Below are 17,080 nucleotides of genomic sequence, written 5' to 3' on the forward strand. Positions count from 1 at the left end.
TCTTACGCTTCTTGCTCTGTTGTTTCGTCTTCAATACCTAATTCTTTTTTAATCCAGTCATAACCTTCAGCTTCTAGACGTTGTGCAAGCTCAGGGCCACCAGATTTAACGATACGACCGTTCATCATAACGTGAACGAAGTCTGGAGTGATGTAGTTTAATAAACGTTGGTAATGCGTAATCATTAGGCAACCGAACTCTTCGCCACGCATTTGGTTAATACCTTTAGATACAACTTTTAATGCATCGATATCAAGACCTGAGTCGATTTCATCTAAGATTGCGATTTTTGGCTCAATCATCATTAATTGAAGAATTTCGTTACGTTTTTTCTCTCCACCAGAGAAACCTTCGTTTAAGTAACGTTGTGCCATTTCTGGATCCATTTCTAGGAATTCCATGTTTTTATCTAATGTACGGATAAATTTCATAAGAGAAATTTCATCGCCTTCTTCACGACGTGCGTTAATTGCAGAACGTAAGAAGTCAGCGTTTGTTACTCCGCTAATTTCACTTGGATATTGCATTGCTAGGAATAGACCTGCTTGTGCGCGCTCGTCTACTTCCATTTCTAATACATCTTCACCGTCGATGATGATGCTACCTTCTGTTACTTCATACTTTGGGTGACCCATAATCGCAGAAGATAAAGTTGATTTACCTGTTCCGTTAGGTCCCATAATTGCGTGGATTTCTCCACCTTTTACTTCAAGGTTTACACCTTTTAAAATTTCTTTGCCATCAATTGATACCTGTAAGTCTTTAACCGTTAATGTAGAACCAGCCATCTCAATACCTCCATTAATCCTATATATACATTTTAAAAATTCCTAAAACGTTCATATTCTCATTTTATTCTCATTCTAATCTTATATCAAATAAAATGATATCGCAAACGACGAAAAAAAGTAACAATTTTTTCACAAATGTATATAAGTATTTCCCTTGCATCCTTATATAATACACCTTTCTTCTTATTTATATAAAGAAAAAAGGACTGGAAATTTTCCAGTCCTTTCCTTGTGTTTATTCACTTACCGGAAGCACAGCACCTTTATATTCTTTATTAATAAAGTCTTGAATTTCTTTTGAATGCAATACTTCTACTAACTCTTTAATTTCTTTTTTCTTCTCGTCACCTTTACGAACTGCAATAATATTTGCATAAGGAGAGTCTGATCCTTCAATCGCAATTGCATCCTTTGTTGGATTTAATTTTGCATCAATTGCGTAGTTTGAATTAATAAATAAAGCATCGCCTTCATTATTTTCATACAGCTTTGGTGACAATCCAGGCTCTACATCTGTTTTAAACTTTAAGTTTTTCGGGTTTTCTACAACATCCTTTACTGTTGCCTTAACAACATCTACGCCATCTTTTAATTTAATAACGCCGCCTTTTTGTAACAATGCGAGCATACGGCCACGCTCCGCTACGTTATTACTCATAATAACTGTTCCGCCATCTGGAAGTTCTTTTAAGCTTTTATATTTCTTAGAATAAATGCCCATTGGCTCTAAATGGATTTTTCCTGCGTTTACAATTTTATATCCCTTTTCTTGAATTTCTTTATCTAAGTAAGGAATGTGCTGGAAGTAGTTCGCATCAATTTCCTTATCCGCTAACGCTTTATTCGGCAACACATAATCTTGGAATTTTTTAATTTCTAATTTAATACCCTTTTTCTCTAATATCGGCTGTGCCTTTTCTAAAATAACAGCGTGCGGCACGTTAGAAGCTCCCACAACAAGCTTATTCTCTTCTTTCCCTCCGCAAGCAGCTAATGTAAATACAGACAGCGCTGTAACAACTGACAGTAGAACCTTTTTCATATGATGTCCCCTTCTCTCCTATAGTTATGTAGTTATAAAAAGAGCCGGCATACACCAGCCCTTTTTCAGCAATTATTCTTTTACAGGAACAACCGCTCCTTTATATTCTTTAGTAATAAAGTCTTCGATTTCTTTAGAATGTAATACTTCTACAAGCTCCTTAATCGCTTTTTTATCTTTATCACCTTTACGAACAGCTACTACGTTTGCGTATGGAGAATCATCGCCTTCAATTGCAATTGCATCTTTTTCTGGGTTTAATTTCGCATCAATCGCATAGTTCGAGTTAATTAAAACAGCATCGCCTTCTTTATTGTTATACACTTGTGGCAACAAACCAGGCTCGATATCTGTTTTGAATTTTAAGTGTTTCGGATTATCTGCAATATCTTTTGGAGTTGCACTAACTGGATCTACTCCATCTTTAATTTTTAAAATGCCTCCTTTTTGTAAAATTGCTAAACCACGTCCATGGTCAGTAACGGAATTACTCATAATAATTGTCGCTCCGTCTGGAAGTTCTTTTAAACTCTTATATTTTTGAGAGTATACACCAATTGGTTCTAAATGAATTTTCCCTGCTATTTCAAAGTCATATTTTTTATCTTTAATTTCTTTTTCTAAATACGGAATGTGCTGGAAGTAGTTTGCATCCAACTCCTTATCCGCTAACGATTTATTTGGCAACACGTAATCTTGGAACTTTTTCACTTCTAATTCAATTCCTTTTTTCTCAAGTAACGGTTTTGCCTTTTCTAAAATTTCAGCGTGCGGTACGTTAGAAGCACCAACAACAAGTTTCTTTTCATCTTTATCTTTCCCGCCACAAGCAGCTAACCCAAAAATTGAAGTTGAAATAAGTGCTGTAAGTAATAGTTTTTTCATTTGAAACATCCTCCCGTTTTTTATTATCGTTTATCTATTCGAACCGTTACACGATCACCAATCCACTGAATGAAAAATACAACTAGTAATACACAAATTGTCGCAACGATTGTTACATCGTTATTTCCTCGTTGGAATCCTTCTAAATATGCAAGTGTTCCAAGACCACCAGCACCAACAACTCCCGCCATTGCTGTATAGCCTACTAAAGCAATTGTCGTAACCGTAATACCAGATACTAACGCTGGTAACGATTCTGGAATTAACACTTTCAAAATAATTGTGCTTGTTTTTGCTCCCATTGCTTTTGAAGCTTCAATTACACCTTTATCAATTTCACGAAGTGCAATTTCAACCATTCTCGCGTAGAATGGTGCCGCTCCAATAATTAAAGCCGGCAGTGCTGCACTCGCTCCAAGAATTGTTCCAAGCAAAATCTTTGTGAATGGGATTAATAAAATGATTAAAATGATGAACGGTATCGAACGGAAAATGTTTACGAACGCTCCAATCGCCGTGTTAACCGCTTTGTTTTCCCATAAATTATCTTTCGCTGTCATAAAGAGTAACAATCCTAAAATTAGTCCTAAAACAAATGTAGCAAGAGCTGCGATTGCCGTCATATATAACGTTTCACCAGTTGCTTCTAACATTTGATTCCAATCAACATTTGTGAGTAACTTATCCATGTGCAATCACCTCCAGCTCTACTTGATCTTGATGTATTCCCTCTATTGCTTGCTGAATCGCTGTTTCCTCACCATTTAAATGAACAACTAAAGTACCGTAAGAGCCGTTATTTGTTTGGGCGATATTTCCTTGCAAAATGCTAACTTCTATATCACTGCGTTGCATTAACCTTTGAAGTACTGGTCTTTCTACAGCTTCACCGATAAACTGCAAACGAACGACTTTACCATCTGGATACTTTTCAATTAAGCTTTCAATCGTTTCATTTGTATCTTCAGAATCCGTTAACTGCTGTACAAATCGTTTCGTAATGTCTTTCTGCGGATTGCGGAATACATCAAGCACTGGACCCGTTTCTACAATCTTTCCTTTCTCCATTACCGCCACTCGATTACAAATCTTTCGAATCACGTGCATCTCGTGTGTAATGAGTACAATTGTTAAACCGAGACGCTTATTAATATCTAATAATAAATCTAAAATTTGATCTGTCGTTTCTGGATCAAGAGCTGATGTTGCTTCATCACATAAAAGCACTTGTGGGTTGTTAGCTAATGCTCTTGCAATACCAACGCGTTGCTTTTGTCCTCCACTCAGCTGAGATGGATATGCATCTCCTCTTCCTTCTAATCCAACAAGATGAATTAACTCATCTACGCGTTTTCTTCTCTTCGCCTTATCAACACCTGCAATTTCAAGTGGGAATTCGATATTTTCACGTACAGTTCGTGACCAAAGTAAGTTGAAATGCTGAAAAATCATTCCGATTTCTTGCCTTGCCTTACGAAGTTCACTTCCTGTAATAGCTGAAATCACACGATTTGCAATTGTAATTTGGCCTGAAGTTGGTTTCTCTAGCTGATTGAATAATCTGATTAACGAACTTTTCCCAGCGCCACTATATCCGATAACACCAAATATTTCGCCTTTGTCTATTTTTAAATTGGCATTATCTACAGCAGTGACATCACCGCTTTTTGCTTTATATATTTTCTTTACATTCTCTAATAGAATCATGGTGTATCACCCCTTTTTTGTTTGGTTCGACTCCGCAATTTTTTATGTTTAATGCGTGTAGTCCACCGTTATCACTACTTTTATTATTTGAATGTCCTCCACATTCAAACAATAAAAAAACCTTTCCGCTTTAGAGAAGCAGAAAGGTTTATATGCGTATATAACAACATTATCCCTCTCTCTCATCTCTCAAAGCATTTGCTTTGCAGGAATTGGCACCATTTCAACATAAGTTGACGGTTGCCGGGCTTCACAGGGCACAGTCCCTCCACCTCTCTTGATAAGAGAAATCAGATTACATTTTCGTCTGATTTGTAATTTATGAAATTGTCTATATTTTATGAATTGAATTGTATCAATATCCACACACCATGTCAACAGAAATTTTCGCAAAAAATGAACCTTCAGAATTTTAAGCACCTACTGACATCGGTTTACATATATGAAACATCGATTCGACTAATAGCATCGTTCGGTACGTTCCCGAATAGTGTACACGTCCATCGTTCATTAACATTTGCAACCTTACATTGCCGTTCACCAATTGTTTTACATCTTCTTCATCTACACAAACGATTTGCTCCGTTCCTCTTTCCTCATGTAGCAGCTCTATATAATCCCTTGAAATTTGTAGCGAACAACTTTCATCTCCAAAGCGGAAATTAACAGTTTTTTCTCCTTGTCTTAAAAGCGGCTCTAAATGATATTGACCATTAGCGTAATTTACAAATGATTGCAGCAAAGAATATAATTTCATCCTAAATCACATCCTTCATATCACTTTCTATTACACATACCATTCCCTCTCACTAAAGAGCAATCCTGTTACTTTCGCTCGACAAATACTGTAACCACACTGCATCTCGACATATTTCCCGAGAAATATGTCGAGGCGGCAAAAACTTTGCCGCCTACTTTAATTCCGTATATAAATATTCAACCGAATGAAATGCATATATCTTCTTCATGAGTGTCCCATTTTCAAAAACAAGTAAACACGGTACACTTTCGATTCCATACTCTTTCGCTAAATGCGGAGCATAATTTAAATCTAACATTCCAATTTGGAGGTCTCCAATTGTCATCTCAACGACTGTTAACATCTTTTTTGCTAATTGGCATGTTCCACACATTGGAGTATATACATATAACACTGTTTTTTCTTCGTTCTCTATTAGGGCTGTTGCTTCGGCTCCTGTCCAGTCAATCACTTCTATCATTCCTTACCGTAAATATTCTGTATAAACGTCAATGTCAGCTCCCCATAATACATTTGCTAAGTGTGAAGATGGCGCAGTTGCCACTTCTCGGTACGAGCGATCAATATAAATATGCTCTGCTTGCGGAAATTCTTTTCGAAACTGTTTCCTTAACTTTTCTCCAGCATCATCAGCATCCACTAGTACATACACTTCCTTATCAAAAAACTGATCAATGAGCTCATCCATTTTCGACAAACCAATTGTACCATTTGTACAAACAATTTCCACCGGTTCACGAATAATAGATTCAATCTTTCTTCTATCTGATTTACCTTCTACAATAATGACTTTTTCCACATAAATCATATGTCATCACCCGATCACCATATACTATACAACCTTTAACTTAGTATATAGTATATTCGTTATTTTCATGTTGTTTCCTGTTTATTTTTGCAAAAGAAAAGCAGAAGCGGCTCGCTCAGATTGTGAGGGGGATGGAGCTTCTGACGTAAAGGCGCTTTTTGCCTTGTAGGAAGAAGCGAAGCCACCGAGCAATCTAGCCGCTGGAGCTGGACAATAAAGAAAAGCGGAACCGGCTCGTTCAGAACAAGAGGGCATTGGAACGCTTGAACTAGAGGCGCTTTTTGCCTCAAGTTCAAGAGTGAAATGACCGACTCTTTAGCCACGAGATGGAGCTAGACAATAAAAACTTAAACGAAAAAGTTTTTTCAAAAAACGTTCTCCTACACAATAATTAGTATATGATTCTACATTCATTATTTTACACAAAATAAAAAAGGACAGCACAAAGGCTGTCCTTTAGTCGACTATAATTAGTCTTGGTTTGTCATTTCTGCATATTTTTCAGCAGTTAATAACTTCTCAACTTGGCTTGCATCAGAAAGTTCAACTTTAACCATCCATGCACCCTCGTATGGAGATTCGTTAACAAGTTCTGGTTGGTCACTTAATTCTTCGTTTACTGCTACAACTTTACCACTTACAGGTGCGTATAACTCAGAAACTGTTTTAACAGATTCTACGCTTCCGAATGGCTCGTCAGCTTCGATTGTTGCACCTACTTCAGGAAGTTCAACGAATACGATATCGCCTAGCTCACCTTGTGCAAAGTGAGTAATACCGATAACAACTTCATTACCTTCAGTTTTTACCCATTCGTGTTCTTCAGAGTAACGTAAATTATTTGGAATGCTCATGACTGTACCTCCAGTGAATGTATTAATTATGTAAAAATACCTTATTGGTACTTTTTCCACACACTTTCAAACTGCTCTTCGTTAAAACCAAGTGTTACATTCGTTCCATTTGTTACGATTGGACGTTTAATCAACATGCCATCAGATGCTAAAAGCTCGTACATTGCGTCTTCACTTGCATCCTTTAACTTATCTTTCAGACCAAGTTCGCGGTAACGCATTCCACTTGTATTAAAGAATTTTTTTAATGGTAATTCACTTTTTTCATGTAAATTACGTAAATCTTCTTTTGACGGTGGATTTTCAACAATATGAATCATCTCATATGCTACATCGTTTGCCTCAAACCATTTCTTCGCTTTTTGACATGTGCCACACTTTGGATATGAATAAAATGTTACTGTCATAAATTCACCTACTTTTTTACTAACCTTTACCTTTATCATATAGAAAACGTTTTATTATTTCAAACGATTATTCGCTAAACTTTTACTTATTTCGTGATAATTTTTAATAATCCTGCAAATTTTTCTTATTTTTCCGCCATTTGTTAAGAAAAAATAAATATATAAATTTTTTTGATTCTTCTCTTATCACTCGCCGAACATATATCTTAAACAAACGTTTGATTAATTCCCCATTTTCCTTCATTAACCCTTGAGCTATATCAGTTTCTTCCTACCGAACATGCACCTTAAACAAACGTTTGATTAATTCCCCATTTTCCTTCATTAACCCTTGAGCTATATCAGTTTCTTCCTACCGAACATATATCTTAAACAAACGTTTATTTAACCACTTCATCCTATAGTCACAAAATCCGGAAACACTTTACATGACAAAGGCGTACTACAGATGAAAAGAACTAACGATTTCGGCCGTAATAATGAGAGTATTCCATGATATTGAAGAAATTACTGCAAAGAAAAAAGACGCATTTAAATGGATGTTTCTTTTGTGAAATCATATAAAGCAATTGCGCCTAAAATAACCAATATACTTTCAGGGGCATCTAACAAAATAGCTCTCCAAGTTTCTGAGACTACCCATTTAATACCTGCCGCTGATTCAAGATATGTTTGAAAATAACTAATTGTAAAATCAATTACATATAAACATACTAGTAATGTTAGACCAAATCGAATTAATTTCTTATTTGTAAACATGTAACACCTCTCAAAATTAATTGGATATTTTTGATTTTAGTTCGTTATATACAAAAATCCCTATATTTAATTTTAACATACAAAAATACCCAAATAAATACAATATGCATATTTGCATATTCCTTGCATATTGAGGAATTACTGTTAATAAAAAGGCCCTACTAAGGTAGGGCAAAATAGCTTTAGCAATCCAACAAATAATCGCATAAATAACAGAATTAGTTGAACCATTATGTAATAAGGGAAAATCCCAGTCCCTGGTTACCAACCATAATTAATAGCCCGCCGCATAACAATACAACGGATGCGATAGAACCAACAGATAAGAAATTTCCTCAAAGAAAAAGCTATGAATAAACATGAATTTCATAGCATAATCACTTCTATATTCAATAAAAATTAAAGTGAATTATATTTCTTTACTTTTAAAGGAATAGATATTACATATAAATCTATAGCATAAGTAATAATCAAAATCCCTTTTCCTTCATCAGCAAATTTTGCTTGCAGAAACTTTTCTGAAACTTTCCTTTTTCCCCATCTCTTTGGAAGATATTCGAATCCTAAGAACATAATAATAGCCCGATACTCATTAACTTAACTACTTTTCTTTTTTCCATGATATTTCAAATTCTCCACCATGTTCTTCTGTTACAATTTTAACTTTATATGTATCATCTTTAGACACTTTAATATTATTTTTACTGTTTCCACTAGTAACTTCCAGTATTGTATTATCATTTGAATCTAAAACATAAGCCTTTATGGTTCCTTGCTTAGTTTTATCATCAAAAGTAAATATCCAGCTTTCACCTTTTTTTACATCCATATCTTGAGTTGCAAAACCTGTGAAACTTTTATAATTTCCATCGATACTATTTGAACCTCCATGAACCTTACCACCAACAATCGTTCCCTCTCTTGTAAAACAACCACTAAGAACCACCAAACATAGAACAAATAATAATGTATTTTTAATAGTTTTCAACATCATTCCCCCTTGTCCTCACAATAAATATCCCCTTATTTACATTTTTTCTTTCTTAAAGAAAAAATGTACCTATGACCGAGTAAATAACGTGATGAATGTTGACAATCCCCTTGTTAGAGTACCATATAAAAAATAAAAAGGAGTAATAAGCAATGAATATTAAAATAGCTGATATAAAATTATAAATCGGTATCATTACATCTCGCATACGTTGTAAAGCTTGCGTGAACTTCTCAATCATATTTTTATCTGTGCTTCTGCATAAAAAATAAGAAGCCTCTTATACAGGCTTCTTCATCATCTATTCAAATAATCTGCAATTGTTTGAAATACGACGATATACATATTATGAATACTTTCTTCAGTATTTCCACCATTTGATAAACCAACTGCCCATTGTTGTCCTTCACCACTTCCGATATTTGCAAAGCCTTGTGTATACATAGCATTTACATCTTTTCGTGCACTGTTATACTCTATCCCTTTTGTAATAAACGTTGAATATGATTTATCTTGCAAACCGATAAAAAACACTGGTTTCTTTAGCGACGAAAATACATTTTTATACTGTTCTGTTGAGGCTTCTTGAAAGTGATCTTTCATTATGAGAAAACCATCCACTTCCTTAGATTTCTTTTCCAGTTCCTCTAACTTTATTTCCTCAAACTTTATATTCCTAAATGTATCTTTCGGCTTCTCTCCAACAACTCCAATTACGAGTGCTCTTCCGTTATATTCTAATTTTTCTCCTTCTTTATCCTTTGCACACCCAGCGCTCACTAGGCATATCAATATAAAAAATAAGAAATACGATAAACGCTTCATTTAGCACCCTCCCCTTCTTTTCAGTCAAGTGACAAAAACGTAAGGTTCATTCAAGAAAATGTAAGTAAAATCGATAGCTCAAATTGTGTTTCTATATTATAATCAATTGAATTTACTTACATTACTAAACATAGGAGATTATCATGAAGAAATTTAAACTTTCATCTTTTCTTCCGTTAAGTTATATACTTCTACTCGTACTCGTAAGTCCCCTTTACGATGTATTAAATAAATCTACTGTACACGCAGTAGATGTCACAACTGTAGTAGATAATTGGATTCCATTTGTAAAAGCATTTATTATTCCTTATTTACTTTGGTTTCCTTACTTATACGGCGCACTTATTTATTATTGCTTTGCAGATCGAAAACAATATTATGTCACTTTAAGTAGTATCATTCTTGGAAAACTTGCTTGTTTTTCTATTTATTATTTTTGGCAGACAACTGTACCACGCCCAACAGTCGTTGGATCAGACGTATTTTCCGAACTAGTCCGCTATATTTATAGTATCGATCAACCGGTAAATTGTTTCCCTAGCATTCACGTTCTTACTACCTTTGTCATTATGCTAGCTGCCTTTAAACGTAGAGAAGAACATGCTTTTGAATATTACATTCTTACCTTCTTCGGTACGCTTATTATTTTATCAACGCTATTTACGAAGCAACATGCATTTGTAGACGCCATTTCTGGAATGACGCTTGCAAGCATACTTTACTTCGGCGTACAGCTGCTATTAGCAAAAGAAACGGTACGTGTTCCAGTAAAACAAAATCACAAAATGTAAAAAGCAGACTGTGGCTTCCAGTCTGCTTTTCTCTATATAAAGTGAAACTTTAATCAGTGGGGGTTTTGTTCATCCCCCACTGATTATTAGTTGAACCAATCGGGCTTTTACGGGCAGTTGATCACCCACCTAACTTCTTTGCTTTCGCTGAATTTTGAGGTGGGGTCTTACTGCCCGTTAAATGCGGGATAAAAGGAAATTTTCAATTTAAGATTGCGGTACAGTCATATCACCAGAGTGAATACGACCTGCTTTTTTAAGAGCAATGTAAAGTATATACGAAACAGCTACTGGAATGATGATATAAGTGATTACCATCGCCGGGACAACTTCCCATCCTTGGCTGGAAATTAAATTAATTGGTGCGATAAGAGAACTCAATCCAAGACCTGCAATTTCTTTTCCTGCTTCCAGTTGGAAAATTAATGCTGATACTGGACCAACTATAGCACTGGCGACGACAGTTGGGACGAGAATCATTGGATTTTTAGTGATATTTGGCAACTGTACTTTCGGAGTACAAAGTGCCTGAGCTAATATGCCACCTAAATTGTTTTCTTTCGCTGAGATTACAGAGAATCCGATAAACTGAGCAACGCATCCTGCAAGAGCAGCACCACCTGCAACACCGTCTAAGCTAAGGGCGATTGCTAACGCAGCTGATGAAGCTGGAGAGATAAGTAATAGTCCCCAAACGACTGCAATGACGATAGAAGCGATAAACGGGCTACCAGCTGAACTATCTTTAATGAATGCTCCAACTGCATTTAAAACCGGACTAATATTTTGTGCTAACCAAATGCCTACTAAACCAGAACCTAATATTGCCGCAAATGGAACGAGCATCATATCTAATGCAGTTTTTCCACTTAATCGTTTACCAATATATACAGCTAAAGTCGCTGTTAATAATGCACCGATTGGCTCACCTGTTTTAATGATTAGACCTGCTTCAGTAATTGAAATAGATCCGGCACCAATCGCTCCAGCTACCATAGCCGAGAAGATTACAAGACCGTTTGCACCGAGCATAAAAGCAATTCCGGCACCAATCGCTGGTGCCATAAGTGATTTTGCAACAACTCCGATTGTAATAAGCAACGGAATATCAACAATTCTTCCTATATTTTCGATTAGTAAACCAATTCCAAGGGATACGAAAATACCTTGCGCGATTCCAGCTGACGCTTTAAATACACGAGACATTATATATTCCTTCATTTGTTTCACCTTCTCCTATAAGTTAGTAACCAATTGTTTTCATATAATCACGTAAAATATCGTTTGATTTTGCGAATCGAGATTCTTCATCCTCTGTTAAGTTTAGTTCTACAACTTCTTTCATACCATCTCTAGTAATAATAGCTGGCACTCCTGTACAAATATCATATTCACCGTACTCTCCATCTAAAATGGCCGATACAGCAATGACACGGTGATCATCGTTAAAGATTGAACTCGCAATATATGCTAGAGAGTTTCCGATTCCGTAATAAGTAGTTCCTTTACGCTTATAAATTTCCCATCCAGCTTTTGCAGTCTTCTCAACAATTTCATCTAAATCTATTTCACCAAATCGTTCTTTTTGTTCCTCTAAAATTTGTAGAATTGGCTTTCCACCAACAGTTACGTGGGACCAAGCAACCATTTGGGAATCACCATGTTCTCCTAATGAATACCCATGAATACTACGAGGATCTACATGTAACATTTCAGATAAAATTGTTCGTAAGCGAGAAGAATCTAGTGATGTACCAGTACCGATCACACGATTTCTAGGTAATCCAGATAATTTCCACACTTGATATGTAATAATATCAACTGGGTTCGATGCAAGTAAGAAAATACCGTCAAATCCACTTTCCATTACACCGCCAACAATACTTTCCATAATCTTCGCACTCGCTCCTAAAGTATCTAAGCGACTTTGTCCAGGCTTTGGTGCTGGTCCCGCTGTAATAATAACGATATCCATATCTTTGCAGTCTTCATAGCTTCCTGCATATACTTTTGTTCTTGTATTTGTAAAGTTAATGCAATGTGATAAATCCATCGCTTCCCCAACTGCACGTTCATGATTTATATCAATTAATAATAATTCTTCGCAAATGCCTTGATTCACAATAGAATATGCACAACTTGATCCAACTAATCCAGTACCGATAATTGCAATTTTTCTTGTATTTCGTCTCATAGCAATCTCTCCTAATTGATCATATAATCTATTTCTTTTGTTCTTTACACTCCTAATTATAGAGATTTCCACGATAGAAACCATGGATACTTTGTGAAATATTGAACAAAGTTTTTGTCCTTTTTGTGAATTGTTATATTCCATTTTCGTCATATTCGTTACAACTGGAAAAATATTTATTATATATTTATTGACATGCCCAAAACAAAAAACGAGCGACTTCATTCGCTCGTTTCTTCATCCCATTATTCCGCACTTAATTGACTTTTTAATTGCTGCACAATCATTGGATTAGCAGGTGCTGCCGGTTTGTAATAACTCTTTTGCTTTGCGTACTCATACATATTGCGTTGGCGCATCTCATCTTGATTACGAATTTGGATTAACGTTTGATGTAACTGTTCATTATCAGACTGAGAAATATAATTTGCATAACTTGTTAAACTTGCATTTAACCCTGCTAAATAATCATTTACCATATCTTTTTCATTCATCTGTCGTTTCCTCCTATCCTAGGAAAGTCATTAATTGCTGTTTCGTATTTCTTGCATCTTGCGCATCCTTTTGTAGCATTTGTTTCAACTCTGGATCTGTACACGTCTGTGCATACTGCTCCAACTTGTTAATAATTGTTGCATGTCCACCAATTAAATGACGTAAGTTTTCTACTTCAAGCTCTGTTAAGTTTTGCATAGAATACTCCTACCTTTCTTCTTTCATTCTCCTTTAGTATTCTTTTCTTTTGAAATCATATGCACTAAAAAACCTTAGAATTTCTCCTAAGGTCGCTGACTGTCTCTCTTCTTATTCAATCTTTTATTACATGTAATCCTTTAATAAACGTTTCCAATAATACATGTAAACTTGTATCTAAATCAAGCGGCAAACCAAATCCACCTTGCTGTTCAATCGACGCAAATCCATGACAAATACTTCTAAATCCACGTGTCGCATGAAGTGCATGCTCTCCTTCTAAGCCGTACTGTTGTAAAACCTGAAGACAAAGCTTCACAATTCCGTCACCTGCTTTTCTTACTTCTTCATCTCGTAAAAAAGTTGCTTCATACAGTCCAGGATGTTTGCGTACGAATGCTACATACGCTTCTCCTAAAGCATGAATTGCTTCGTCCGTACATTTACCCTCAGCAGCTTCTTCCAGTCTGTTATGCAGCTGTTTGATTCCGTAAATACCAAGATTTTTCCGTACATCTTGTAAGCCTTTCACATGATTGTATAGCGAAGGTGAACGTACCCCTAATGTTTGCGCTAATGAAGCTAACGTTACTTCTTGTATTCCATTCTCATCCGCAATTTCTACCGCTGTTTCGACAATTTTCTGTAATGTAAGTCCGATTCTCGGTGACATCAATTAACCCTCTTTTCTACTTTCTATATTCCGCTTCGCTTCCTTAATAGCAAGTTTTATGGCAGTGCCCGGATTCTTTATCATTTTCCCATGTCCTACCGCAAGCAAGGAAGGCTCATATTCACTTAGCTTCTCTGCACTTTGTAATGATATTTCTTTGCTCCACGTTGCCATCGCAGGAAACGGAAACCAAAATTTCATTTGTCCCGAAACAGCCATACCGCCTCTTGTTTGGAATGCATCCCCGACAATAAGAGCTTTATTCCGTACATCAAGAAACGACATGGAGCCTGGCGTATGTCCCGGTGTCATAATCGCAAGAAGCGATCCAACTCGGTCGCCATCTTCCAATAAAACATCAGGCACCGTTTTTACTTTTTTAGGTACACCGCCTTTTATCGGTATATTCGGTTCACCCTTTTGTAACGTCGTATCTCCTTCTAACAGCTTTGCGTCCCGCTTAGAAATATAAACTGGAACATTAGGAAGTACTTCCTTTAATACGTCTAATGCACCGATGTGATCATCATGCGCATGTGTTAATACAATCTTAGTAATTGGCTTTCCTATTTTCTCAGCCGCCTGTAAAATACCTTTTGCGCTATATGGCAAAGCCGCATCAATTAAAGTTAAACCATCTTCTTCCTCCACAAAGTAACAATTCACAGGAAACACTCTTGGTAAAAATGACAATTGATATACCGTTTTTTCATGTATCATTCTCATATTTCCATCTCCCTTTTCACGAAAACTAATACCATTAGTTTTATTATACTAATGGTATTAGTTTTATGTCACTAAAAATTTCATTTTTACAAAAAAAAAAGAAAAGTAGCCGTTTATACGACTACTTTTCTTTACAGCTATTAAACCGTGTAACGCTCATCTTCTAAAATTTTCGCAGCGATTTCACGTTTCTTCGGAATTACGTTAAGTGGTGTGTGGCGAGTTAATTTACGTAATGATGATAACATCATGCGCAGCATGTCGCCGTTTTCAACTGCGATAAGTGTTTCTTTCGCATCTGCTTCGATTTCGTTAAATGCTTCTTGGCAGAATACTTCAGTGTATAACACTTTTTGTTTATTCTTTTCAAGACCAGTTGTTTTAATCGCTTTTTCTGTACGAAGAACAGCGGACTCCATTGCGTATAGGTTGCTTACGATGTCAGCGATATTCACAAGAATTTCTTGCTCTTTATCTAATGCTTTACCGTATTTTTGAGCAGCTAATCCAGCTACCATTAAGCCAATTTTCTTCGCGTTAGTTACTAAATATTTTTGAAGTGCTAATGGCTCATCGCCTACTTCTTCTGGCATCATCATCATTAACTCTTCTTGTAATTTTTGTGCTTTTTGAAGAAGTGGTAATTCACCTTTCATCGCTTTACGTAAGAACGTACCTGGTACGATTAGGCGGTTAATTTCATTCGTACCTTCGAAAATACGGTTAATACGAGAATCGCGGTACATTCTTTCAATCTCGTACTCTGCCATAAATCCGTAACCACCGTGAATTTGAACACCTTCATCTACTGTATAATCTAATACTTCAGAACCGAATACTTTATTTAAAGAGCACTCGATTGCATATTCAGCGATAGAAGCTGCTACTGCTTTACCGTCCTTTACTTCTTCTTCAGATAATGTGCTCATGCGGCTTTCAAATAAACCTACTGTACGATATACAGAGCTTTCAGCTGCATATGTTTTTGCTGCCATATTCGCAAGTTTCTCTTGAATTAATGGGAAGCGAGCGATTGGTTGTTTGAACTGTTGACGTTGGTTTGCATATTGTGCTGAAATTTCTACTGCACGTTTCGCAGATCCAACTGTACCAACACCTAATTTATAACGACCGATATTTAAAATGTTGAACGCGATAATATGACCTTTACCGATTTCACCAAGTAAGTTTTCTTTCGGTACTAATGCATCTTCTAAAATTAACGTACGAGTTGATGAACATTTAATACCCATTTTCTTTTCTTCTGGGCTTGTAGATACGCCAGCATATTCTTTCTCTACGATAAATGCTGAGAAGTGCTCTCCATCAATTTTTGCGTATACGATAAATACGTCAGCGAATGCAGAGTTTGTAATCCATTGTTTTTCACCATTTAATACGTAGTGTGTACCTTCTGCATTTAAACGTGCAGTCGTTTTTGCACCTAATGCATCAGATCCTGAACCTGGCTCAGTTAATGCGTATGCAGCTAATTTTTCACCAGTCGCAAGTAATGGTAAATACTTTTTCTTTTGCTCTTCGTTACCGAATAACACGATTGGTAAAGATCCGATACCTACGTGAGCACCGTGAGTAATTGCAAAGCCACCAGCGCGAGAGAATTTCTCTGCGATTAACGCTGAGCTTACTTTATCAAGGCCAATTCCGCCGTACTCTTCTGGTACGTCAGCGCCTAATAAACCAAGTTCCCCGGCTTCTTTTAAAAGACGAACAGAACGATCAAACTCGTGTTGCTCTAAATATTCAAGCTCTGGAAGAACTTCATTTACGATAAAGTCCTCTGTCGTTTTTGCAATCATTTTATGCTCAGATGAAAAATCCTCTGGCGTAAACACTTGATCAATCGTAATCTCATCAACTAAAAAGCTACCGCCTTTAACCGCATTTCCTACTGTTTTTTCCATGAAAATTTCCTCCTTCATATTTTCATAAGCCGCTCCTTTCTTTTTGAAAGAAGCTGGCTCTCAATTTTATTTTTTATAAACCTTTGTTGCTTCCATTCTTTGCATTGGCGTCTCGTTCTGAACGAGCCACTTCCACTTTTTTTATAATCCAGTTCCAGTGGCTAAAACAGTCGGTCGTTTTACCCCTTCCTGTGAGGAAAAAAGTGCCTCTTCGTCAGGGCTTCCAACGCCCTCCTGTTCTGAGCGAGC

Annotated in this window: 21 protein-coding genes and 1 riboswitch; of the genes, 1 reads left to right on the forward strand and 20 read right to left on the reverse strand. The window is 36.3% G+C overall.

The window, feature by feature from the left end:
• Positions 1–2: 2 nt before the first annotated feature.
• From sufC to PDL00_RS28845, 13 genes are all read right to left on the reverse strand, one after another.
• Complete coding sequence (sufC, locus tag PDL00_RS28785) at positions 3–788, reverse strand: Fe-S cluster assembly ATPase SufC (RefSeq protein ID WP_270732917.1); 786 nt, start codon at positions 786–788, stop codon at positions 3–5.
• Positions 789–1,026: 238 nt separating this feature from the next.
• Positions 1,027–1,833, reverse strand: a complete 807-nt coding sequence (gene metQ, locus PDL00_RS28790) for a methionine ABC transporter substrate-binding lipoprotein MetQ (RefSeq protein WP_097815410.1) — start codon at positions 1,831–1,833, stop codon at positions 1,027–1,029.
• Positions 1,834–1,905: 72 nt separating this feature from the next.
• Positions 1,906–2,718, reverse strand: coding sequence for a methionine ABC transporter substrate-binding lipoprotein MetQ (gene metQ / locus PDL00_RS28795; protein WP_270732924.1), 813 nt, complete (start codon positions 2,716–2,718; stop codon positions 1,906–1,908).
• A 23-nt stretch (positions 2,719–2,741) separates the two neighbouring features.
• Entirely contained in the window at positions 2,742–3,407 is a 666-nt protein-coding gene (locus PDL00_RS28800; protein WP_061657782.1) for a methionine ABC transporter permease, read from the reverse strand.
• Positions 3,400–4,425, reverse strand: coding sequence for a methionine ABC transporter ATP-binding protein (locus PDL00_RS28805; protein ID WP_097844284.1), 1,026 nt, complete (start codon positions 4,423–4,425; stop codon positions 3,400–3,402). The genes PDL00_RS28800 and PDL00_RS28805 overlap by 8 nt, the downstream gene beginning before the upstream one ends.
• Before the next feature lie 179 nt (positions 4,426–4,604).
• A riboswitch (SAM riboswitch) is annotated at positions 4,605–4,712 on the reverse strand.
• Positions 4,713–4,837: 125 nt separating this feature from the next.
• Positions 4,838–5,182 carry a hypothetical protein gene (locus tag PDL00_RS28810; protein ID WP_242257418.1) on the reverse strand — a complete coding sequence of 115 codons (345 nt, stop codon included), beginning with the start codon at positions 5,180–5,182 and terminating at the stop codon, positions 4,838–4,840.
• 154 nt (positions 5,183–5,336) lie between these two features.
• Entirely contained in the window at positions 5,337–5,645 is a 309-nt protein-coding gene (locus tag PDL00_RS28815) for a thioredoxin family protein (protein WP_080467534.1), read from the reverse strand.
• A gap of 3 nt (positions 5,646–5,648) precedes the next feature.
• The gene (locus tag PDL00_RS28820; protein ID WP_000640866.1) at positions 5,649–5,993 is read right to left on the reverse strand and encodes a toprim domain-containing protein; all 345 of its coding nucleotides are present in this window, start codon (positions 5,991–5,993) and stop codon (positions 5,649–5,651) included.
• A gap of 470 nt (positions 5,994–6,463) precedes the next feature.
• Positions 6,464–6,847: a glycine cleavage system protein GcvH gene (gcvH, locus tag PDL00_RS28825; RefSeq protein ID WP_000026896.1), complete on the reverse strand. Its 384-nt coding sequence runs from the start codon at positions 6,845–6,847 to the stop codon at positions 6,464–6,466.
• 41 nt (positions 6,848–6,888) lie between these two features.
• Entirely contained in the window at positions 6,889–7,254 is a 366-nt protein-coding gene (locus tag PDL00_RS28830; RefSeq protein WP_270732934.1) for an arsenate reductase family protein, read from the reverse strand.
• 531 nt (positions 7,255–7,785) lie between these two features.
• Positions 7,786–8,013 carry a DUF3937 family protein gene (locus tag PDL00_RS28835; protein WP_270732936.1) on the reverse strand — a complete coding sequence of 76 codons (228 nt, stop codon included), beginning with the start codon at positions 8,011–8,013 and terminating at the stop codon, positions 7,786–7,788.
• Between the two features lie 601 nt (positions 8,014–8,614).
• Positions 8,615–9,004 carry a hypothetical protein gene (locus PDL00_RS28840; RefSeq protein ID WP_270732939.1) on the reverse strand — a complete coding sequence of 130 codons (390 nt, stop codon included), beginning with the start codon at positions 9,002–9,004 and terminating at the stop codon, positions 8,615–8,617.
• Positions 9,005–9,301: 297 nt separating this feature from the next.
• A complete protein-coding gene (locus tag PDL00_RS28845; RefSeq protein ID WP_270732942.1) occupies positions 9,302–9,829 on the reverse strand; it encodes a hypothetical protein in 528 nt (175 codons plus the stop codon).
• 143 nt (positions 9,830–9,972) lie between these two features.
• Between PDL00_RS28845 and PDL00_RS28850 the strand changes: the two genes are divergently transcribed.
• The gene (locus PDL00_RS28850; RefSeq protein WP_242257352.1) at positions 9,973–10,620 is read left to right on the forward strand and encodes a phosphatase PAP2 family protein; all 648 of its coding nucleotides are present in this window, start codon (positions 9,973–9,975) and stop codon (positions 10,618–10,620) included.
• A 207-nt stretch (positions 10,621–10,827) separates the two neighbouring features.
• Here PDL00_RS28850 and PDL00_RS28855 read toward each other — a convergent pair whose 3' ends face one another.
• From PDL00_RS28855 to PDL00_RS28885, 7 genes are all read right to left on the reverse strand, one after another.
• Entirely contained in the window at positions 10,828–11,841 is a 1,014-nt protein-coding gene (locus PDL00_RS28855; protein ID WP_000666163.1) for a PTS transporter subunit IIC, read from the reverse strand.
• 22 nt (positions 11,842–11,863) lie between these two features.
• On the reverse strand, positions 11,864–12,814 hold the full coding sequence (locus PDL00_RS28860; RefSeq protein WP_242257351.1) for an L-lactate dehydrogenase: 951 nt from the start codon (positions 12,812–12,814) through the stop codon (positions 11,864–11,866).
• 245 nt (positions 12,815–13,059) lie between these two features.
• A complete protein-coding gene (locus PDL00_RS28865; protein WP_001002992.1) occupies positions 13,060–13,308 on the reverse strand; it encodes a spore coat protein in 249 nt (82 codons plus the stop codon).
• Between the two features lie 13 nt (positions 13,309–13,321).
• The gene (locus PDL00_RS28870) at positions 13,322–13,507 is read right to left on the reverse strand and encodes a hypothetical protein (RefSeq protein WP_001180553.1); all 186 of its coding nucleotides are present in this window, start codon (positions 13,505–13,507) and stop codon (positions 13,322–13,324) included.
• A gap of 115 nt (positions 13,508–13,622) precedes the next feature.
• Positions 13,623–14,180, reverse strand: coding sequence for a TetR/AcrR family transcriptional regulator (locus tag PDL00_RS28875; protein WP_242257350.1), 558 nt, complete (start codon positions 14,178–14,180; stop codon positions 13,623–13,625).
• A 3-nt stretch (positions 14,181–14,183) separates the two neighbouring features.
• Complete coding sequence (locus tag PDL00_RS28880) at positions 14,184–14,906, reverse strand: MBL fold metallo-hydrolase (protein ID WP_270732950.1); 723 nt, start codon at positions 14,904–14,906, stop codon at positions 14,184–14,186.
• A gap of 140 nt (positions 14,907–15,046) precedes the next feature.
• Positions 15,047–16,831, reverse strand: coding sequence for an acyl-CoA dehydrogenase family protein (locus PDL00_RS28885; RefSeq protein ID WP_000416287.1), 1,785 nt, complete (start codon positions 16,829–16,831; stop codon positions 15,047–15,049).
• Between the last annotated feature and the right edge of the window lie 249 nt (positions 16,832–17,080).

Origin of the sequence: Bacillus cereus group sp. TH152-1LC (genome assembly GCF_027710505.1) — a bacterium.
Taxonomy (GTDB): Bacteria; Bacillota; Bacilli; order Bacillales; family Bacillaceae_G; genus Bacillus_A; species Bacillus_A mobilis.